The 20,992-nt window shown below is 58.7% G+C and carries 20 protein-coding genes; 19 read left to right on the plus strand and 1 reads right to left on the minus strand.

Annotated elements, in window-relative coordinates; all coding sequences use genetic code 11:
- The first annotated feature begins 287 nt into the window (after positions 1–287).
- The 6 genes from BQ5353_RS09620 to rpoD all read left to right on the plus strand — a co-directional run bounded on the left by BQ5353_RS09620 (position 288) and on the right by rpoD (position 7,130).
- A complete protein-coding gene (locus BQ5353_RS09620) occupies positions 288–2,039 on the plus strand; it encodes a phospho-sugar mutase (protein ID WP_054331839.1) in 1,752 nt (583 codons plus the stop codon).
- Between the two features lie 114 nt (positions 2,040–2,153).
- A complete protein-coding gene (gene rpmE / locus BQ5353_RS12460; RefSeq protein ID WP_074026324.1) occupies positions 2,154–2,357 on the plus strand; it encodes a 50S ribosomal protein L31 in 204 nt (67 codons plus the stop codon).
- 82 nt (positions 2,358–2,439) lie between these two features.
- Complete coding sequence (locus tag BQ5353_RS09625; protein ID WP_054331804.1) at positions 2,440–3,072, plus strand: YigZ family protein; 633 nt, start codon at positions 2,440–2,442, stop codon at positions 3,070–3,072.
- 182 nt (positions 3,073–3,254) lie between these two features.
- Positions 3,255–4,250, plus strand: coding sequence for a deoxyguanosinetriphosphate triphosphohydrolase (locus tag BQ5353_RS09630; RefSeq protein WP_054331805.1), 996 nt, complete (start codon positions 3,255–3,257; stop codon positions 4,248–4,250).
- A 22-nt stretch (positions 4,251–4,272) separates the two neighbouring features.
- The gene (gene dnaG, locus BQ5353_RS09635) at positions 4,273–6,030 is read left to right on the plus strand and encodes a DNA primase (protein WP_071428029.1); all 1,758 of its coding nucleotides are present in this window, start codon (positions 4,273–4,275) and stop codon (positions 6,028–6,030) included.
- Positions 6,031–6,041: 11 nt separating this feature from the next.
- Positions 6,042–7,130, plus strand: a complete 1,089-nt coding sequence (gene rpoD / locus BQ5353_RS09640) for an RNA polymerase sigma factor RpoD (RefSeq protein ID WP_071428031.1) — start codon at positions 6,042–6,044, stop codon at positions 7,128–7,130.
- A gap of 642 nt (positions 7,131–7,772) precedes the next feature.
- On the opposite strand, the gene BQ5353_RS09650 is transcribed toward rpoD, so the two are convergent.
- Positions 7,773–8,771 (minus strand): zinc ribbon domain-containing protein, encoded by a 999-nt coding sequence (locus tag BQ5353_RS09650; RefSeq protein WP_071428033.1) that lies wholly within the window; start codon positions 8,769–8,771, stop codon positions 7,773–7,775.
- 314 nt (positions 8,772–9,085) lie between these two features.
- Between BQ5353_RS09650 and BQ5353_RS09655 the strand changes: the two genes are divergently transcribed.
- The 13 genes from BQ5353_RS09655 (at position 9,086) to rpsO (ending at position 20,928) form a co-directional block, all read left to right on the plus strand.
- Complete coding sequence (locus BQ5353_RS09655; RefSeq protein ID WP_054331812.1) at positions 9,086–9,625, plus strand: stage V sporulation T C-terminal domain-containing protein; 540 nt, start codon at positions 9,086–9,088, stop codon at positions 9,623–9,625.
- Positions 9,626–9,827: 202 nt separating this feature from the next.
- The gene (locus BQ5353_RS09660) at positions 9,828–10,319 is read left to right on the plus strand and encodes a ribosome maturation factor RimP (RefSeq protein ID WP_054331813.1); all 492 of its coding nucleotides are present in this window, start codon (positions 9,828–9,830) and stop codon (positions 10,317–10,319) included.
- Positions 10,319–11,371 carry a transcription termination factor NusA gene (gene nusA / locus BQ5353_RS09665; RefSeq protein ID WP_054331814.1) on the plus strand — a complete coding sequence of 351 codons (1,053 nt, stop codon included), beginning with the start codon at positions 10,319–10,321 and terminating at the stop codon, positions 11,369–11,371. The genes BQ5353_RS09660 and nusA overlap by 1 nt, the downstream gene beginning before the upstream one ends.
- A gap of 61 nt (positions 11,372–11,432) precedes the next feature.
- The gene (rnpM, locus tag BQ5353_RS09670) at positions 11,433–11,702 is read left to right on the plus strand and encodes an RNase P modulator RnpM (RefSeq protein WP_054331815.1); all 270 of its coding nucleotides are present in this window, start codon (positions 11,433–11,435) and stop codon (positions 11,700–11,702) included.
- Positions 11,695–12,024 (plus strand): L7Ae/L30e/S12e/Gadd45 family ribosomal protein, encoded by a 330-nt coding sequence (locus BQ5353_RS09675; protein WP_054331816.1) that lies wholly within the window; start codon positions 11,695–11,697, stop codon positions 12,022–12,024. The genes rnpM and BQ5353_RS09675 overlap by 8 nt, the downstream gene beginning before the upstream one ends.
- Entirely contained in the window at positions 12,021–14,471 is a 2,451-nt protein-coding gene (gene infB / locus BQ5353_RS09680; RefSeq protein ID WP_074026327.1) for a translation initiation factor IF-2, read from the plus strand. Before BQ5353_RS09675 ends, infB (BQ5353_RS09680) begins: the two co-directional genes overlap by 4 nt.
- Before the next feature lie 148 nt (positions 14,472–14,619).
- A complete protein-coding gene (rbfA, locus tag BQ5353_RS09685; protein ID WP_054331820.1) occupies positions 14,620–14,970 on the plus strand; it encodes a 30S ribosome-binding factor RbfA in 351 nt (116 codons plus the stop codon).
- 281 nt (positions 14,971–15,251) lie between these two features.
- On the plus strand, positions 15,252–17,186 hold the full coding sequence (gene infB, locus BQ5353_RS09695; protein WP_407657167.1) for a translation initiation factor IF-2: 1,935 nt from the start codon (positions 15,252–15,254) through the stop codon (positions 17,184–17,186).
- 148 nt (positions 17,187–17,334) lie between these two features.
- The gene (rbfA, locus tag BQ5353_RS09700; RefSeq protein ID WP_054331820.1) at positions 17,335–17,685 is read left to right on the plus strand and encodes a 30S ribosome-binding factor RbfA; all 351 of its coding nucleotides are present in this window, start codon (positions 17,335–17,337) and stop codon (positions 17,683–17,685) included.
- Between the two features lie 10 nt (positions 17,686–17,695).
- A complete protein-coding gene (locus BQ5353_RS09705; RefSeq protein ID WP_054331821.1) occupies positions 17,696–18,637 on the plus strand; it encodes a DHH family phosphoesterase in 942 nt (313 codons plus the stop codon).
- On the plus strand, positions 18,627–19,547 hold the full coding sequence (gene truB / locus BQ5353_RS09710; RefSeq protein ID WP_233424511.1) for a tRNA pseudouridine(55) synthase TruB: 921 nt from the start codon (positions 18,627–18,629) through the stop codon (positions 19,545–19,547). The genes BQ5353_RS09705 and truB overlap by 11 nt, the downstream gene beginning before the upstream one ends.
- An 18-nt stretch (positions 19,548–19,565) precedes the next feature.
- Complete coding sequence (gene ribF, locus BQ5353_RS09715) at positions 19,566–20,489, plus strand: riboflavin biosynthesis protein RibF (RefSeq protein ID WP_071428040.1); 924 nt, start codon at positions 19,566–19,568, stop codon at positions 20,487–20,489.
- Positions 20,490–20,661: 172 nt separating this feature from the next.
- Complete coding sequence (gene rpsO, locus BQ5353_RS09720; protein WP_054331824.1) at positions 20,662–20,928, plus strand: 30S ribosomal protein S15; 267 nt, start codon at positions 20,662–20,664, stop codon at positions 20,926–20,928.
- Positions 20,929–20,992: the final 64 nt, after the last annotated feature.

Raw genomic sequence — 20,992 nt, forward strand, 5'->3', positions numbered from 1 at the left:
AAATTCTAAGAAAAGAAAACATATTGAAAAAATATTAGATAGTTTTACCATAATATCGGTGAAAAACGTCGAATCTAGTTTGGAAGATATTTCCGGTTATTCGTTGCCAAACAGGATTTGCCATGGTACAATAGCCACAATGAAGCTGTGGCTATTGTACCATGGCAAACGGCAAGGTACGCCGGTCGCGTGGGTGCAGCTTTAGGCGGAGAGCGAGCGGCGCGCGGGAATTGTACGTGGGGGCCCACAAACAAAGATATAAAGGAGGTTTGTACAATATGGGTTTCATGGACCAGATCAAACAGCTTTTTCACAAAGAGGAACTTCCAGAGGAAATCAAACGGGAATACGAACGGTGGCGCTCCCACCGAATCGACGATAAAGACCTTATCCAGGAGCTTGCCGAAATTGAAAAGAAGAACAAAGAGATCTACGAGCGGTTTTACACCTCCCTCTCCTTTGGGACGGCGGGCCTGCGAGGAATTCTGGGGGCCGGCTCCAACCGGATGAATATCTACACGGTGGGACAGGCCACCCAGGGCCTTGCCAACTATCTCAACAACCATTATGAGCGCCCCTTTGTGGCTATCGCCTATGACAGCCGCCGCAAATCCCGTGAATTTGCCCGGGATGCCTCCCAGGTATTGGTGGGCAACGGCATCACCGTCTGGCTGTACCCAGATATCATGCCCACCCCCTGCCTTTCCTTCGCCGTTCGCTATTTCCGGTGCCACGCGGGGATCAACATCACCGCCAGCCACAATCCCGCCCAGTACAACGGGTACAAGGTGTACGGCCCCGATGGCTGCCAGATCACCGAGGAGGCGGTTGAGGAGATCTCCCGGGAGATCCGCCGCACCGACCTGTTTGACGATGTAAAGCGGGGCGCCTATGACATGGCCACCAATGTAGGCAACATCCGCTGCATTGAGCAGTCGGTCGAGGAGGCTTACCTGGAAAAGGTAATGGAACAGCGGGTCAACCCCGGCATTGGGGAACAGTGCCCCATCCGGATCATCTATACCCCTCTCAATGGCTCGGGGCTGCGGATGGTGCGGGAGGTTTTGGCCCGCACCGGCATGCGGGATGTATATGTGGTGCCGGAACAGGAGCACCCGGACGGCGATTTCCCCACCTGCCCCTACCCCAATCCCGAGGTAAAAGAGGCATTGCAGCTGGGCATCAACCTCTCCGATGAACTCCAGGCCGACCTGCTGCTGGCCACCGACCCGGACTGCGACCGGGTGGGTATCGCGGTGCGCCACAACGGGGAGATGGTGATGCTCACCGGCAACCAGGTGGGCGTCCTCCTGCTGGACTACATCGCCTCCAGCCGGAAGGAAAACGGCACCATGCCAGAGCATCCCCTGATGGTGAAAACCATCGTCACCACCAGCATGGTGGATGCGGTGGCGGCAAAATACGGGGTGGAGGTAAGGAATGTCCTCACCGGGTTCAAATACATCGGCGAGTTGATCGGCGAATTGGAAGCTAAGGGGGAGGAAGGCCGATTCCTCCTGGGATTCGAAGAGAGCTATGGCTACCTGGTGGGCAGCTATGTGCGGGATAAGGATGCGGTGGTGGCATCGATGCTCATCGCCGAGATGACCGCTTGGCACAAATCCCAGGGCCGCACCCTGGTGGACGCCCTTGACGCCCTGTATGCCGAGGTGGGCTATTACAAAAACGCGGTGGACAGCTTCGCCTTTGAAGGGTCCGACGGCATGGAGAAGATGGCTGCCATTATGGAGGGCCTGCGCAAGGAGCCCCTCGCCGAGATCGCCGGGCAGAAGGTGGTTTCCCGTGCGGATTATGCCTCCTCCCAGCGGGTGTGCGGCGACGAAGCGGAGACGATCGGCCTTCCCAAATCCAATGTGCTGGAGTACGGCCTGGAGGGAGGCTCATCGGTGATCATCCGGCCTTCCGGCACCGAGCCGAAAATCAAGGTGTACTACTCCCTCACCGGGGAGGACCGCCAGGCTGTGGAAAACTTTTACCAGCAGCTTTCCGGTTGGGCAAAGGAGTTTTTGGGCGCGTAAGGGCAGGTTATCAACATTTCCCAGAAAAAAGGCTTGCATTTTGTTTGGGGTTATGCTAACATATTACTGTTATATGCGCAGAAGGCATATGGATTTGAAAGAGGTGACTTTTACATGAAAAAAGGTATTCATCCCAACTATGGACCTACAACAATCACTTGTGCTTGTGGTGAAGTTATAGAGACCTGCTCTACCAAAAAGGATATCCGCGTGGAGGTTTGCTCCAAATGCCATCCTTTCTTCACTGGCAGACAGAAACTGGTCGATACCGGCGGCCGCGTTGATCGCTTCAACAAACGCTTCGGTCTGGACAAGTAGTTCGCATCGAGATAACAAGTGGATAGGGGCGGTGCAGATCGAGTTTGCACCGCCCTAATTTTCATAGAATGGAGGAACCCCCATGGCCCAGTCCGGTTACAAGACCATCCGCGGCTTTGGCACCGACGAATTTGTGGAGCGAAAATCCCGGTTTATCGGGTCGATCCAGCCAGTCAGCACCGAGGAAGAAGCAGTGGCCTTTATCCAGTCGGTGAAGGAACGGCACCGGGAGGCGAACCACAACGTCTATGCCTATGTGCTGCGGGAGGGGCAGATCCGCCGCTACTCCGACGACGGGGAGCCCCAGGGCACCGGCGGCGTGCCGGTCCTGGAGGTGCTGCTCAAAGAGGGGCTGGTGGATTGTTGTGTGGTGGTCACCCGGTACTTTGGCGGGGTGCTGCTGGGGGCAGGGGGCCTGGTCCGGGCTTATTCCCACGGCGCAAAGCTGGCGGTGGACGCCGCCGGCATCCTGAATATGCAACCCTGCACCGTGCTGGAGCTGACTATGGATTACTCCCTCTATGGCAAGATCACCTACATACTCCCCCGCTATGAAACAGTGGTGGAGGACAGCGACTTTGGGGCGGCGGTGCGCCTTCGCATTTTGATGAAGGACGAACACCTGCCCCGCTTCGCCAAGGATTTGGAGGAACTGACCAGCGCCCAAGTGTTCCCCCATGTGCTGGAAAAACGATACGCCCACATCGCACCGTGACGAGGGCGTGTTTTTTTCCCTTGGATTGTCGAATCCAGACCCCTTGTGGGGAACTGAGGCTGATTCACCGTTTTTCAAGAATTTTTGGGCGTCAGGCAGGAATTTTTAAATCGATACGGTATATAGTATATATCTAAGGATTCTACCCCTACATCGTTGGGTTTTGACAGGAGGGACGTTTTATGACCATACGGGAACAGACCGAGGAGCTGGAGCGGAAAACCCTGTCCAGCTTCGCCACCCTGGCCTCTGAGACCAAAGGCCGGGTCCGGCCGGACGAACCTTGCCCCATCCGCACCAATTTCCAGCGGGACCGGGACCGGATTATCCACTGCAAATCCTTCCGGCGTCTCAAGCACAAGACCCAGGTGTTTCTCTCCCCGGAGGGGGACCATTACCGCACCCGCCTGACCCATACCTTGGAGGTGAGCCAGATTGCCCGGACCATCGCCCGGGCCCTGCGGCTCAACGAGGATCTGACCGAGGCCATCTCCCTGGGGCACGACCTGGGGCACACCCCTTTCGGCCACGCCGGGGAACAGGTGCTGGATGAGATCTGCCCCCATGGCTACCGCCACAGCGCCCAGAGCGTCCGGGTGGTGGAACGGCTGGAGAACGACGGCCGGGGCCTCAACCTGACCTGGGAAGTCAAAAACGGCATCGCCTGCCATTCCAGCGGCAAGGAGGCTGAGACCTTGGAGGGGCGGATTGTCCGGTATGCGGACAAGATCGCCTACATGAACCATGACATTGAGGACGCGGTGCGGGCCGGTGTCCTGCGGGAGGACGACATCCCCTGGGATTTGAAATACCTGTTGGGGAGGACCAAATCTGACCGGATTACCACCTTTATCACCGCCATCATCGAAAACAGCAGTGACAACATCCGCCTGGGGCAAGAGATGCAGGATGCCTACAACAAGCTCAACCGCTTTTTGTTCGACGCAGTCTACACCAACCCCAGCGCCAAAGGGGAAGAGGGGAAAGCCCAAACCCTGTTGCGCTATCTCTATCGCTATTTTGCCTCCTCACCGGAAAAAATGCCGGAGGAATACCAGAAAATCGCCCAGCAGGAAGACCTGGACCGGGCGGTCTGCGACTACATCTCCGGCATGACCGACCGCTATGCCGTCGCGGTGTATGAGGAGCTGATGATCCCCCGGGCGTGGGGGATTTAACCGCCAAAAAGGGGGGAGCGGTTTGATTCCGGAACGCTTTATTGAAGAACTGAAATACCGCAGTGACATCGAACAGGTCATCTCCTCTTACGTGCCCCTCAAACGCACCGGGCGGAACTTGAAAGGGCTTTGCCCCTTCCATTCAGAGAAGACGCCCTCTTTCACCGTCTACCCAGAGAACCAGTCCTTTTACTGCTTTGGTTGTGGGGCAGGGGGGGACGTGGTCACCTTCATCCGCAAGATTGAAAACCTGGAGTATGTAGAGGCGCTGCGCTTCCTGGCCCAGCGGGCGGGGATGACCCTGCCGGAGGAGGCGCGGGACGATGGGACCGCCCTTCTGCGGACGAAGATATTGGAGATCAACCGGGAGAGCGCCCGCTTCTTTTTCGACCAGCTGGCCCACGGGCCGGACCGGCGGGCCATCGCTTACCTGCGGGGCCGGGGCCTCTCGGATAAAACCATCAAGCGATTTGGGTTGGGATATGCCCCCAACACCTTTGACTCCCTGAAAAACCACCTGAAGGGGAAGGGGTATTCCTTTGAGGAAATGGCCGCCGCGGCGGTGGTGGGCAAGGGAAAAAACGGGGGCTATTACGATATGTTCCGCGACCGGGTGATGTTTCCTATTATCGATTTGCGGGGCAGCGTCATCGGCTTTGGCGGCCGTGTGCTGGAGGGGGACGGGCCCAAATACCTCAACTCCCCAGATACGTTGGTCTTTAAAAAGACCCGGAACCTCTTTGCTATGAATATCGCCAAGAACACCAAAGAGGGCTCTTTGATTCTGGCCGAAGGGTATATGGATGTCATCTCCATCCACCAAGCGGGGTTTGACAACGCTGTGGCCTCCCTGGGGACCAGCCTGACCGCGGAACAGGCCCGGCTGATCTCCCAGTACGTGAACCAGGTGATCATCGCCTACGACGCTGACGGCGCCGGCCAGAAGGCTACCCGGCGGGCTATCAGCCTGTTTGAGGAGACTGGGGTAAAGATCCGGGTGCTTTCCATCCCGGACGCCAAGGACCCCGACGAATACATCAAGAAATTCGGCCCCGCCCGGTTTAAGCTCCTTCTGGAGGGGAGTGCCGGTGCGGTGGATTTTGAAATTGCCAAGCTCCGGCAAAAGTTTGACCTGGAGACCGCCGACGGCAAAGTGGCTTTCCTCAAGGAGTTCTGCTCTCTGATGGCGGGCATAAACAGCCCGGTGGAGCGGGATGTCTATATCATCCGCACCGCCCAGGAGCTCTCGGTCTCCAAGGAGGCGGTGGCCGACCAGGTGGCAGCTCTGCGCCGGCGGCGGGCTGGGGCGGCAGAGAAAAAAGCCCGGCGGGACATCCGCCCCTACAGCGAATCAGCCGCCGGCCAGCCCCGGGATTTGGAGCGGAGCCGGAACATCCGCTACGCTTTGGCGGAGGACAAGCTGATCACCACACTGCTCAAGCACCCGGACTTCTACGATGCCATCGCCGCCAAAATCCGGCCGGAGCAGTTTGTCACCCAGAAAAACCGGGAGCTGTTTGAGGCTTTGTGGCAGCGGCTGCAAAACCGGCAGGACATCGGGATGATGTCCCTCTCCGCTTTGTTGGAGCCGGAACAGATGGCCCGGGTCTCCTATCTGCTGGCATCGGCGGAAGGGGTGGCCTACACGATGCAGGAAGCTGAGGACTGCATGAAAACTATACTGGAATACCAATCGGTAAAAACACCGGATCAGGTCGCAGGCATGTCCAATGAGGAATGGCTGGAATACGCCAAAAGCCTGGCGGCCAACAAGAAATAGGGGGAATCAATTTGGCTACACAAGACAAAAAGCAGGTCATCCGCGATCTTCTGGAGCAGGGGAAGGCCAAAGGCAAGCTGACCACCAAGGAGATCACCGACGCTCTTGAGGAGCTGGATTTTGACGTGGAGCAGGTGGATAAGCTCTACGACACCCTGGAATCTTTGAATATTGAGATTGTAGAGGACTACGCCCAGACCATTGACACCGAGTTCGCCACACCCATGCTGAACAACGAGGATCTGGAGGTCTCTCTCTCCGCCGAGGGTATCAGCATCGACGACCCAGTCAAGGTCTACCTCAAAGAGATCGGTCGGGTGCCGCTCTTGACCCCAGAAGAAGAGATCGACCTGGCCACCCGTATGGCCCAGGGGGATCCTTACGCCCGCAAACGCCTCTCGGAGGCAAACCTGCGGCTGGTGGTCAGCATCGCCAAGCGGTATGTGGGCCGGGGGATGCAGTTCCTGGATTTGATCCAGGAGGGCAACTTGGGCCTGATCAAAGCGGTGGAAAAGTTCGACCACACCAAGGGCTTTAAGTTCTCCACCTATGCCACCTGGTGGATTCGCCAGGCCATCACCCGCGCTATCGCCGACCAGGCCCGGACAATCCGCATTCCAGTCCACATGGTGGAGACCATCAATAAGGTGAAAAAGGTATCCAGCCAGCTGCTCCACAAAAACGGCCACGAACCCACCGCCGAGGAGATCGCCGACGAACTGGACATGCCGGTGGATAAGGTGCGGGAGATCATGCGGGTCGCCCAGGAGCCGGTCTCTCTGGAGACCCCTATCGGCGAGGAAGAGGACAGTCATTTGGGCGACTTCATCCCTGATGACGATGCCCCCGCCCCGGCAGAGGCCGCTTCCCACACCCTGCTGCGGGAACAGCTGGGCGAAGTGCTTCAGACCTTGACTCCTAGAGAGGAGAAGGTGCTGCGGCTGCGCTTCGGCTTGGAGGACGGCAGAAGCCGCACCTTGGAAGAGGTGGGCAAGGAGTTTAACGTCACCCGGGAGCGCATCCGCCAGATCGAGGCCAAAGCCCTGCGGAAGCTGCGCCACCCCAGCCGCTCCAAAAAGCTGAAAGACTTCCTGGACTAAGCTATTTTCCCCTCTTTCATGGGAATAACAACATACCGGCAGGACATTCCGGCCGGAGGAAATGCACAATCCATACATGCTATAGTAGAAAAAGGGGCCATCCCAATTGGGATGACCCCTTTTTGTTTTATTGTGCTGCAGTTGTGGGATGCTTGCCCCTCCATCTGGACAATTTTTCCCGCTGGCAATGATGGTGAGAAACCTGCAGATTATAATAGAACCCTATTCGGCCATCTTTTGGAATCCTCTGGTTCCATAGTGTGCTAAGGACACAAATAGGCCTATAATGGCAAGATATTCCACAAAAAACAGAGGGAACGGTCGTTCAAAATCAAAGAAGATAAACCTGGTTGTTAGGAACATATCAGCAAGAAACTGATTCTTAAGGAAAATTACATCATAGCTGTCGGGATTTTCAATTTGTTCGGTAAGCTCCGGTCTTGCGTTCTCCGAGCGCTCATTGTAGGCGAATTCCAAAAGAGGATCGTGTCAGACGGGATACTCCTAGACCGTTTCAATACAGAATAGATCGCCGCTAGTTTCCTGCTGGATGAGTTGGGCGATATATTAATTAGTTTTTTAAACAAGGCGGCCATCCACGGATGGCCGCCTTGTTGTTTGGAAACCCTAAGAGGCAAGGAATCAATAAACGATATAGATGGGATCATCCAGGTCGTAGATAGGATCCCCAGCTTCATAACCATAGTCGCCCAAAACCTCAGCCCCTTCAGGGGTGAGACAGCCAAAACTGTCCAGCAGCTCCCGCTGATCGGTAATTTCTATATCATCCAGCCTCAAATAGACCACATAATAGCTGTATTCCGAAACCATGATACAGGCGGTGAAGTCCGAAGAGAGGGAGGAACCATCCAGGCTGTAATCCACCAGCCCGCTGCACCACAACTGCCCGTAGTCCTCAAAGTACAGCTCGTCGTCAAAGGTGATGGACAGGAACTGGGCGTCTGCGTCGGCGTACACAGCCAAGTTGGAGGCGATGTCCATCTCCACAATATCATAGACCTGCTGTCTCCGATAGTCGGGGTCATCCAGCGGGGAACCAGCCGGGCGGGCATCCTCATAGGCCGGGGCACTGTAGGACGGCTCAGGGACGGCGGGTTCCGGACGAGGGGAGTCAAAACTGTCTTCCACAAATTCAAACGCCAGCTGGATGATGCTGATCAGCATGGGAAAGAAGATCAGCAGAAAAACGATAGTCACCAAACAGCCCCGGGGACTACCCTTTTTTGCGCGAGCATCCCGAGAGGAAGAGGTGGTGCGGCTTCGAAATGTCTTAGGCCGGACCTGTTCCGCCGCTTGGCTAAACTGCTCCAGGGTGGTCTTCACCCGCCCTTGGTCGCTGCTTCTGGCCTGGGAAGCAGCGCTTTTTTGCAGCTGTATCCTCTCCTGGGCCTTTTGATAGGTTTTGGGATCCTTGAGGCAGTGGCGGCAGTATCCGCCCAGCGAACCGGCACCCAATATCTCCCCGCAGCTGCGGCAGGTGGTCTCCGGCTCGGAGCTGCTGTCATAACGGGTGGTTTTATCGCAGAACTGACAATAGCGGGAAGCGTCCACCGGGGAGCCGCAGAAGGGACAGGTCTTGGCGTTGGGCGGCAGCGTGCGCCCGCACCGGGAACAGAACATGGTCATTCCCCTTTCAGATGGTATTACTCTTAAAGACACAGAATGCGCTGGGTTTCGCTGGAAATCCCCCGCCCACGACCAAAGCTGAGGGGATAAACGGTAGGGGCGCGACGGGTTTTGACAAATTTTTCTTCTGTTTTTATATTAAAGATTCGGGGCACAAATGTCAATCAACCGGCAAAAATTCCCTTGTGTGGGCCCGGCGGAATTTCCGTTTTTTTCGGGTTTTGGCGGCATAATCCTTTGGGCGTTGTAAATAATAGGAATAGTTCGGCGCGAACGATGGATTAGTCAATACAGGAGGTATATCATAGATGAAAGCTACGGGAATTGTGAGAAGAATCGACGATCTGGGCCGTGTGGTCATCCCCAAAGAAATCCGGCGCACCATGCGCATCCGGGAAGGCGACCCCTTGGAAATTTACACCGACAACGACGGAGAAGTGATCTTTAAAAAATACTCCCCCATCGGGGAATTGGGCATCTTTGCTGCCCAGTACGCCGATGTGCTGTATAAAACCTCTGGCCTGCCAGTGGTGGTCTGCGACCGGGATCATGTGATCGCCGTTGCGGGCATCCCTAAAAAGGAGCTGCTGGAGCGCCGGGTTTCCCCCGCCTTGGAAGAGGTGATGGAACACCGCAGAAGCTTTGCCTTCACCGATGACGGCCGCCGGATCCAGCCGGTGGAGGGGGTGGACCGGTACGCCATGGTAGCAGCCCCCATCGTGGCGGCGGGCGATGTGTGCGGCTCTATCCTGCTGCTGGCCGGGGAGGGTGGAGGCCCTGCCGGTGACACCGAGGTCAAGCTGATTGCAGCGGCGGCGGCCTTTCTGGGCAAGCAGATGGAGGAATAATTCCCCTCTCTATCCAATAAATACGGGATTTTGCGCCTTTTTAAGCCTAAAATCCGAAAGAAAGACTTGAATGTTGGGCGGAGTTGTGGTAAATTATATATATAGTACGCAAGACGAAAGAGTGGGAAACGATTCCCGCTCTTTCGTTTATGTAGGGCAAAATTGCGGGGGTCCCCTTGGGGGACGCCATGAGGAGGATACAATGGCAGGCAGTAAAAAACCAAACACAGTGGCCGTCGCCACCCAGCTGGCCGAGCCGGTGATTGAGGAGATGGGCCTCATGCTGTGGGACGTCCGGTATGAAAAGGAAGGAAGCTCCTGGTACCTTCGGTATTTTATCGAAAAAGAGGGGGGCGTCACCATCGACGACTGCGAGGCGTTCAGCCGCCGGATGAGCGACATCTTGGACGAGGCCGACCCCATCAGCCAGAGCTATTACTTAGAGGTCTCCAGCCCCGGCATCGAACGGGCGTTGGTGAAAGACTGGCATTTTGCCCAGTACATCGGCGCCCCAGTCAGCGTGCGGTTAATCCGCCCTGTAGAGGGCGTCCGGGATTTTGTGGGGGAACTCACCGCCTATGAGGATGGCAAGATCACCGTCCTCCTGGAAGACGATGTGGAAATGACCTTTGACAAAAGCGAAGCTGCTTTTGTCAGATTGTATGACGACTTTACAACCGGAGGAGAAGAGTAATGAACAGCGAATTTTTCGAGGCCCTCGCCCTTTTGGAGAAGGAAAAAGGCATCCCCATGGAGTATTTGATCGAGAAGATTGCCGGTGCGATCTCCATCGCAGTCAAGCGGGACATGGGCGGCAGCGAGGACAATGTGGTGGAAATTGACCCGGCGAACCAGCGCTTCTATGTGGCGGTCCGCAAAACGGTGGTGGAAGATATTGAAGACCCCACCACCGAGATCCTGATGGCCGACGCCGCCAAATACAACAAGCACGCCATGGTTGGCGAAGTGGTGGAAATCCCCTTGGAGACCAAGGAATTCGGGCGCATTGCCGCCCAGGCCGCCAAACACGTCATCCGCCAGGGCATTCGGGAGGCGGAGCGGGGCCAGCTGTTGGCCGAGTTCCAGAACCGGCAGTATGACATCGTCACCGCCACCGTGCTGCGCCACGACCTCAAAAAAGGCAGCGTCACCCTGGAGATCGGCAAGAACGAAGCCATCCTCCCCAAAGCGGAACAGGTCCCCGGGGAGGAATACAACGACGGCGACCGGATTAAAGTATATGTGGTGGATGTCTCCAACGGGGAAAAAGGCCCCCGGATGATGATCTCCCGCACCCATCCTGGGCTGGTTAAACGGCTGTTTGAAATGCAGGTGCCCGAGATCTACGACGGCACCGTGGAGATCAAGGCCATCAGCCGGGAGGCGGGGAGCCGCACCAAGATCGCCGTTTACTCCAAAGACCCCAACGTGGATGCGGTCGGCGCCTGCATCGGCCCCAAAGGCGCCCGGGTCTCCAGCATTGTGGATGAATTGGGTGGGGAGAAGATCGACGTGATCAAATACTCCGAAGACCCGGCGGAATTTATCTCCGCCGCCCTCTCCCCAGCCGAGGTGCTGGGTGTGGACATCGAGGAGGAGTCCCCCAAGAGCTGCAAGGTCACTGTGCCGGATAACCAGCTCTCCCTGGCCATCGGCAACAAGGGCCAGAACGCCCGCCTGGCCGCCCGCCTCACCGGCTGGAAGATCGACATCCGGCCGGAAAGCGGCTTCTACGGCGAGGAATAAACCCGCTGATTCCGCCCTATAAGGGCGTTTTCATACAACCCTGTAGGAAAGGATGGTTGACGTGCAAAATCGGAAGATCCCGGTCAGAATGTGCACCGGCTGCGGCGAGCAAAAGCCCAAGAAAGAGCTGGTGCGGGTGGTAAAAAGCCCCGAAGGGGAGATTTCCCTGGACTTGACGGGCAAAAAGTCCGGCAGGGGCGCATACGTCTGCCGGAATGTTGACTGTCTGAAAAAGGCGCGAAAGGCCCGCCGCCTGGAGCGCGCTTTCTCCTGCCAGATTCCCGAAGAGGTATACGACCGCATGGAGGAGGAAATGCAAAAAGGTGAATAACAACAGGATTCTTTCCACCATCAGCCTGTGCAAACGGGCCGGCAAGCTGCTATTGGGCTTTGACGTCGTGGGGGAGGCCATTCTGTCAGGAGAGGCCAAGGTGGTAATCATCGCCAGCGATCTTTCCCCAAAGACCCAAAAAGAGGTGGAACTTGCCGCTCAAAAGGGCGGGGTGCGGGTGCTCCCCATCCCCAGCACCATGGATGAGATTTGGCAGTTCGTAAACAAACGGGCCGGCGTACTGGCGGTAAGCGACCAGGGTTTGGCCGGCAAGCTGTGTGGATTGATTGACCACCAAGACAAGGAGGACGAGTGCTTATGATGGATAAATACCGCGTACATGAAGTGGCAAAAGACCTGAATGTACCCAGCAAAGAGGTAGCAGATCTTTTGACCCAAAATACCGACAGCCCCAAAAAACACATGACCGCACTGACCGAGGAAGAGCTGGACATCGTGTTTGACCACTACACCAAGCAAAAGGAAGTACGGAGCTTTGAAACCTATTTTAAACTAGGTGAAAAAGCCCGGCCCCAGCAGGCTGCCGCCCCGAAGGGCGAGGAGAAGCCCGCCGGGGAAAGCCGCTCCGCCCAGCAGGGCCAGCGTCCCCAAGGCCAGCGGCCCCAGGGGAATTCCCAGCAGCCCCGCGGCGGCCAACAGCGCCCTCAGGGCGACCGTGGCCCCCGTCCCCAGGGGGGGAGCCAGCCCCGCCAGCAGCAGGGCCGGCCAGCTCCCCGTCCTGCGGCACCTGCCCGCCCCGCTCCCGATCCCTCCAAACGGACTGACGATGGCACCGGTGTGCGCCATGTCGACATGCGGGCGAGCCATGTGGATTTGGACAAATACAACGAGCGGTATGAGCAGATTGCCCCCACCAACCTGGTGGCCCAGAAGGATACCGGCGTCAAAAAACAGAAGATCAACCAGCGCTCTGCCCAGCGGGGCAAGCCGGTGCTGAGCCGCAAACAGAAGGAGGAGGAGAAACTCCGCCGCCTGGAACTGGAGCGGCAGCGCCGCCAGAAACTGGAGATCACCATCCCCGATGAGATCACCGTCGGCGACCTGGCCCTGCGCCTGAAAGTCACCGCCGCTGAGATTGTCAAACGGCTGATGGGGGTAGGCGTCATGGCTTCGGTCTCCCAGGTGATCGACTACGACACCGCCGCCCTGGTGGCCATGGAAATCGGCGCCAAGGTGGAAAAGGAAGTGGTGGTCACCATTGAGGACCGGTTGTTTGTGGAAGAGGAAGACTCGGAAGAGAACCTCCAGCCCCGCTGCCCCATCGTGGTGGTCATGGGCCACGTCGACCACGGCAAGACCTCCCTTTTGGATGCCATCCGCAACACCAACGTCACCAGCGGCGAGGCCGGCGGCATCACCCAGCACATCGGCGCTTACCAGGTTCAGGTGAACGGCGAGCCCATCACCTTCTTGGATACCCCCGGCCATGCGGCCTTTACCTCCATGCGGGCCCGCGGCGCCCAGGTCACCGACATCGCGGTGTTGGTGGTGGCCGCCGACGACGGCATCATGCCCCAGACGGTGGAGGCCATCAACCACGCCAAGGCGGCCGAGGTGCCGATCATTGTGGCCATCAACAAAATCGATAAACCCACCGCCAACCCTGACAAGGTGAAACAGGAGCTGACCGAGTACGGCCTGGTGCCCGAGGAGTGGGGCGGCGATGTGATCTGCGTTCCCCTTTCTGCCAAGACCGGCGAAGGGGTCAACAACCTGCTGGAGAATATTCAGCTGGTGGCCGAAGTCCAGGAGCTGCGGGCCAACCCCGACCGCCTGGCCAAGGGCGCAGTCATCGAGGCCAAACTGGACAAAGGCCGCGGCCCTGTGGCCACCATCCTGGTCCAGAACGGCACCCTGCACACCGGCGACATCGTCATTGCGGGCACCTCCCTGGGCAAGGTCCGGGTGATGCTCAACGACAAGGGGCAGCGGGTCCAGTCCGCCGGACCCTCCACCCCTGTGGAGATCACCGGCTTGGCGGAAGTCCCCTCTGCCGGCGATATCTTCAATGCCGTTGAGGATGAGCGCCTGGCCAAGGAGCTGGTGGAGAAGCGCCGCACCGAGGCCAAGGAAGAGGTCTTCAAGGCCTACCAGAAGGTCACCCTCGACAACCTGTTCAGCCAGATCTCCGAAGGGGAGATGAAGGAGCTGCCCATCATTGTCAAGGCCGACGTCCAAGGTTCGGTGGAGGCAGTGAAACAATCCCTGGAAAAACTCTCCAACGACGAGGTCCGGGTACGGGTCATCCACGGCGCGGTGGGCGCAGTCAGCGAGTCCGACGTGATGCTGGCCACCGCATCCGGCGCCATCATCATCGGCTTCAACGTCCGGCCCGACCCTGTCGCCCGGGACAACGCCGAGCGGGATGGGGTGGAGATCCGCCTGTACCGCATCATCTACGACGCCATCGAGGATGTGCAGTCCGCCCTCAAGGGCATGCTGGCCCCCAAATACCGGGACGTGGACCTGGGCCGCGCCGAAGTGCGCCAGGTGTACAAGATCAGCAATGTGGGCACTGTGGCCGGCTGTTATGTGGTGGAGGGTAAAATCACCCGCTCCGCCAACATCCGGGTGGTGCGGGACGGCATCATCATCGCCGACGACAAGCTCTCCAGCCTCAAACGCTTCAAAGACGATGCCAAAGAGGTGGCAAGAGGCTTTGAGTGCGGCATGACCTTGGAGAAATACAGTGACATCAAGGAAGGCGACGTGTTCGAAGCATACATTGTGGAGGAATACCGCGACTAGCCCTTTGGAACAATACAACCGTGCTGTTGTCCCCTCTTCAGTAGGGAGGGCGGGGCGGCAGCTGAGCAAATAGGACAACCCGACTGCACCCGCTTCCCGCCGCCTGCGCGGTGGGAAGTTGTGCTTTCTGGCAAAAGGAGGCAACAACATGGCTTCGTTTCGCGTTTCCCGCCTGTCGGAAGACATCCACCGGGAATTGACCGACATCATGCGCTCCCTGAAAGACCCCCGGATTACCGGCCTTTTAAGCATCGTAAAGATCGACCTTTCCAGCGATCTATCCTACTGCAAGGTGTATATCTCCTCCATGGAAGGGATGGAGAACGCCAAAACCGCAGTAAAGGGCCTCAACAGTGCGGCCGGCTTTATCCGCCGGGAGATCAATAACCGGCTGGAGATGCGCCGCAGCCCGGCGTTCCAGTTCGTGGCGGATGATTCCATCGCCCACAGTGCGGACATCGCCCGGATTCTGGGCAGCTTGGCTGACGAGAAGAAATAAGGAGGCCGCTATGCTGACCGACTACGCAAAGGCGGCGTCCCTTCTGGCCGCAAGCGAGGACGTTGCCATCCTCTGTCACCGCAGCCCCGATGGGGACACCCTGGGCTGTGGCTACGCCCTCTGCCTGGCCCTCCTGGGCCTAGGCAAACGGGCCAGGGTTCTGTGCAGCGACCCTCTTCCCCGCAGGTATCAATACTTGGCCCAGGGGGTTCCCTCCCTGGACTTTTCCCCGCAGTTTGTCGTTGCGGTGGATGTGGCGGACGCAGCCCTCTTGGGCGNATTTGGACAAATACAACGAGCGGTATGAGCAGATTGCCCCCACCAACCTGGTGGCCCAGAAGGATACCGGCGTCAAAAAACAGAAGATCAACCAGCGCTCTGCCCAGCGGGGCAAGCCGGTGCTGAGCCGCAAACAGAAGGAGGAGGAGAAACTCCGCCGCCTGGAACTGGAGCGGCAGCGCCGCCAGAAACTGGAGATCACCATCCCCGATGAGATCACCGTCGGCGACCTGGCCCTGCGCCTGAAAGTCACCGCCGCTGAGATTGTCAAACGGCTGATGGGGGTAGGCGTCATGGCTTCGGTCTCCCAGGTGATCGACTACGACACCGCCGCCCTGGTGGCCATGGAAATCGGCGCCAAGGTGGAAAAGGAAGTGGTGGTCACCATTGAGGACCGGTTGTTTGTGGAAGAGGAAGACTCGGAAGAGAACCTCCAGCCCCGCTGCCCCATCGTGGTGGTCATGGGCCACGTCGACCACGGCAAGACCTCCCTTTTGGATGCCATCCGCAACACCAACGTCACCAGCGGCGAGGCCGGCGGCATCACCCAGCACATCGGCGCTTACCAGGTTCAGGTGAACGGCGAGCCCATCACCTTCTTGGATACCCCCGGCCATGCGGCCTTTACCTCCATGCGGGCCCGCGGCGCCCAGGTCACCGACATCGCGGTGTTGGTGGTGGCCGCCGACGACGGCATCATGCCCCAGACGGTGGAGGCCATCAACCACGCCAAGGCGGCCGAGGTGCCGATCATTGTGGCCATCAACAAAATCGATAAACCCACCGCCAACCCTGACAAGGTGAAACAGGAGCTGACCGAGTACGGCCTGGTGCCCGAGGAGTGGGGCGGCGATGTGATCTGCGTTCCCCTTTCTGCCAAGACCGGCGAAGGGGTCAACAACCTGCTGGAGAATATTCAGCTGGTGGCCGAAGTCCAGGAGCTGCGGGCCAACCCCGACCGCCTGGCCAAGGGCGCAGTCATCGAGGCCAAACTGGACAAAGGCCGCGGCCCTGTGGCCACCATCCTGGTCCAGAACGGCACCCTGCACACCGGCGACATCGTCATTGCGGGCACCTCCCTGGGCAAGGTCCGGGTGATGCTCAACGACAAGGGGCAGCGGGTCCAGTCCGCCGGACCCTCCACCCCTGTGGAGATCACCGGCTTGGCGGAAGTCCCCTCTGCCGGCGATATCTTCAATGCCGTTGAGGATGAGCGCCTGGCCAAGGAGCTGGTGGAGAAGCGCCGCACCGAGGCCAAGGAAGAGGTCTTCAAGGCCTACCAGAAGGTCACCCTCGACAACCTGTTCAGCCAGATCTCCGAAGGGGAGATGAAGGAGCTGCCCATCATTGTCAAGGCCGACGTCCAAGGTTCGGTGGAGGCAGTGAAACAATCCCTGGAAAAACTCTCCAACGACGAGGTCCGGGTACGGGTCATCCACGGCGCGGTGGGCGCAGTCAGCGAGTCCGACGTGATGCTGGCCACCGCATCCGGCGCCATCATCATCGGCTTCAACGTCCGGCCCGACCCTGTCGCCCGGGACAACGCCGAGCGGGATGGGGTGGAGATCCGCCTGTACCGCATCATCTACGACGCCATCGAGGATGTGCAGTCCGCCCTCAAGGGCATGCTGGCCCCCAAATACCGGGACGTGGACCTGGGCCGCGCCGAAGTGCGCCAGGTGTACAAGATCAGCAATGTGGGCACTGTGGCCGGCTGTTATGTGGTGGAGGGTAAAATCACCCGCTCCGCCAACATCCGGGTGGTGCGGGACGGCATCATCATCGCCGACGACAAGCTCTCCAGCCTCAAACGCTTCAAAGACGATGCCAAAGAGGTGGCAAGAGGCTTTGAGTGCGGCATGACCTTGGAGAAATACAGTGACATCAAGGAAGGCGACGTGTTCGAAGCATACATTGTGGAGGAATACCGCGACTAGCCCTTTGGAACAATACAACCGTGCTGTTGTCCCCTCTTCAGTAGGGAGGGCGGGGCGGCAGCTGAGCAAATAGGACAACCCGACTGCACCCGCTTCCCGCCGCCTGCGCGGTGGGAAGTTGTGCTTTCTGGCAAAAGGAGGCAACAACATGGCTTCGTTTCGCGTTTCCCGCCTGTCGGAAGACATCCACCGGGAATTGACCGACATCATGCGCTCCCTGAAAGACCCCCGGATTACCGGCCTTTTAAGCATCGTAAAGATCGACCTTTCCAGCGATCTATCCTACTGCAAGGTGTATATCTCCTCCATGGAAGGGATGGAGAACGCCAAAACCGCAGTAAAGGGCCTCAACAGTGCGGCCGGCTTTATCCGCCGGGAGATCAATAACCGGCTGGAGATGCGCCGCAGCCCGGCGTTCCAGTTCGTGGCGGATGATTCCATCGCCCACAGTGCGGACATCGCCCGGATTCTGGGCAGCTTGGCTGACGAGAAGAAATAAGGAGGCCGCTATGCTGACCGACTACGCAAAGGCGGCGTCCCTTCTGGCCGCAAGCGAGGACGTTGCCATCCTCTGTCACCGCAGCCCCGATGGGGACACCCTGGGCTGTGGCTACGCCCTCTGCCTGGCCCTCCTGGGCCTAGGCAAACGGGCCAGGGTTCTGTGCAGCGACCCTCTTCCCCGCAGGTATCAATACTTGGCCCAGGGGGTTCCCTCCCTGGACTTTTCCCCGCAGTTTGTCGTTGCGGTGGATGTGGCGGACGCAGCCCTCTTGGGCGGCCTTTCCTCCTATGGCGACCGGGTGGACCTGTGCATCGACCATCACCCCTCCAACACCGGGTATGCCAAAAGCCTGCTGCTGGAAGGGGATTCGGCGGCGGCCTGTGAAATCCTCTTCCTGCTGCTGGGGGAGATGGGGGCGGCAATCACTCCGGCTATTGCGGGCTGTCTGTACACCGGCATGGCCACCGACACTGGCTGCTTCCGGTACAGCAACACCACCGCCCGCACCCATCGCATCGCGGCCCAGCTGATGGAGCTAGGGGCAGATGTGGGGGCTATCAACAAGTGGCTGTTTGAGACAAAGACCAAGGCCAGCATGGAATTGAAGCGGCTGGCGGAGGGAACCCTGGAATACCACTTTGGCGGCCGCTGTGCTTTTATCACCGTCACCCAGGAGATGCTGCAAAAGTCCGGCGCGTTGGAGGAGGACCTGGAAGGGGTTTCCTCCATTCCCCGCCGGGTGGAGGGGGTTGTGGCCGGCGCCGCATTCCGGGAACAGCCGGACGGCATCTGGCGGCTCTCCCTGCGGACCGGCGAACCCATCGATGCTAGCGAGGTCTGCCGGAGGATGGGGGGCGGCGGCCATTCCCGCGCTGCGGGATGCACCCTGCGCTGCCCTTTGGAACAAGCAAAACAAACTGTGCTGGAGGCCCTATCCCATGACCTGTAATGACACCATGAACCTGTGCGGTATCATCTGCATAGACAAGCCGGAAAACTACACCTCCTTTGATGTAGTGGCCCGGATGCGGGGCATCTGCCGCACTAAAAAAATTGGACACGCCGGCACCCTTGACCCTATGGCCACTGGGGTTCTGCCCCTGTTTTTGGGGCGGGCCACCAAGGCCTGCGCCATCCTGCCGGATCAGAACAAGCGCTACCGGGCCTCCTTCCGGCTGGGGATCACCACCGACACCCAGGATATCACTGGAAAAGTGGTAAGGGCGCGGCCGGTGACCGCCTCTGCCCAAGAGGTTCGGCAGGCCCTCCAGGGCTTTGTGGGGGACATCCTCCAGCTGCCGCCCATGTACTCCGCTGTACAGGTGGGGGGACAGCGGCTCTACGACCTAGCCCGCCAGGGCATCGAGGTGGAGCGGGAGCCCCGGGAGGTCTCCATCCTCTCCATCGACCTGTTGGAGGAGAGCCCGGAGACGGGGGAGTATGCCATCGACGTCCTCTGCGCCAAAGGGACCTACATCCGCACCCTCTGCCACGATTTGGGGGAGAAGCTGGGCTGCGGCGCCGCCCTGACCAAGCTGCGGCGCACCATGGCCGCCGGGTTCACCGAGGCGGACTGCATCACCTTGGAGCAGGCGGAAGAATTGCTGGCCGACCGGGAGCTAGCCAGCCGGGTGCTGCCGGTGGAGAAGGCGTTCGCCTCTTTATACCGGGTGGATTTGAGCGAAAAACAGGCGAAGATGTACCAAAACGGGGTGAAGCTGGACCCGAAAAAGACCCGTTGTTCCCATGTGGAGGGGGACATCGCGGTCTACGGGCCAGGGGGCATCTTTTTGGGGGTCTCCGCCGTTAACCGGGAGACCGGCCTTTTGGAAACCAAGAGTTTATTTGCGCTGGCATAGTTAAGGGAGGGACAGCCTTTGATTACAACAGAATCTTTGGAGGAAAACCTCCCCGCCGGGCCGTCGGCCATCGCCTTGGGGCTGTTTGACGGGGTCCACCGAGGGCACCAGGCGGTGATTGGGGCAGCAGTTGCCCAAAGGGGGGCGGGTTTGATCCCCTGCGTTTTCACCTTCACCACCATGGGCGGTGCGCCAGAATCCAAACGGGATTTCAGCCTGCTGCAAACCGAGGCCCAGAAGGAAAAAACCCTGGAACGGTTGGGGGTGGAGTGGGTCATCACCCCGGATTTTTCCCGCTTCCGGGGGATGAGTCCTCAGGACTTTGTCACCCAGGTCCTGGTGGAGAAGATGAATGCCAAATTCATCGCCTGCGGGGAGGATTTCCACTTTGGGAAGGACGCCGCCGGTTCTGCCCGGGATCTCCAGGAGATCTGCGCCCCCTTGGGCGTAGAGGTTCAGCTGGTCCCCCCGGTGCTGGAGAAAGGGGAGCCCATCAGTTCCACCCGCATCCGCCGGGCGCTGCGGGAAGGGGAGGTGGAGGCGGTGGACCGTCTGTTGGGCCGCCCCTTCGCCATAGAAGGGGAAGTGATCCACGGCCGGCAGCTGGGCCGCGCCATGGGCTGCCCCACCACCAACCAGCGGTTCCCCATAGGGATGACCATCCCAAAATTCGGGGTGTACGCCGTGGTGGTCACCCTGCCCGACGGCAGGCGATACACCGGTGCTGCCAATGTGGGGGTCAAGCCTACGGTGGGCAGCGAGGAAGTTCTCTGTGAGACGCTGCTCAACGGCTTTTCCGGCGACTTGTACGGCCAGAATCTGACGGTGGAGTTCCACCGCTTCATCCGGGGGGAGCAGAAGTTCCCCTCTCTGGAAGAACTGTTTGACACCATCCGGGAAAACGCCCGCCAGGCAGGGGAGATCTGCCGGGAGGCCCTGTAGCTGTTTTTTCCTGCGGGAGCGGGGAAAAGCCTTTACAACACATTCTCAATATGCTATAATCTTTTCTTGATATGACCATTTCTTGGCTTTGTGGAGAAAATGCCTCTTGATGAGGGGATCACCCGTCCCGTTGCTATGATTTGAGTCGTAAATTTAATTTGAGGTGATACCAATGCTGCTGAAAGAAGACAAAACCGCAATTATCGAAGCTAACCGCACCAGCGAGAATGACACCGGTTCCCCTGAGGTCCAGATCGCTCTGCTCACCAAGAGAATCAACGACCTGACCGAGCATGTGAAGGTCCACAAAAAGGACCATCATTCCCGCCGCGGCCTGTTGAAGATGGTCGGCCACAGAAGAAACCTGCTCAACTACCTCCAGAAGAAGGACATTGAGCGGTACCGTGCCATCGTCGCTAAACTGGGCCTTCGTAAGTAAGTTTTTGCGCAAAAAGGCAGGTGTTTTGGCACCTGCCTTTCACTGCGTTTAGCAACTGGAATCC

It is taken from the genome of Merdimmobilis hominis, assembly GCF_900104615.1.
Lineage (GTDB): Bacteria > Bacillota > Clostridia > Oscillospirales > Ruminococcaceae > Merdimmobilis > Merdimmobilis hominis.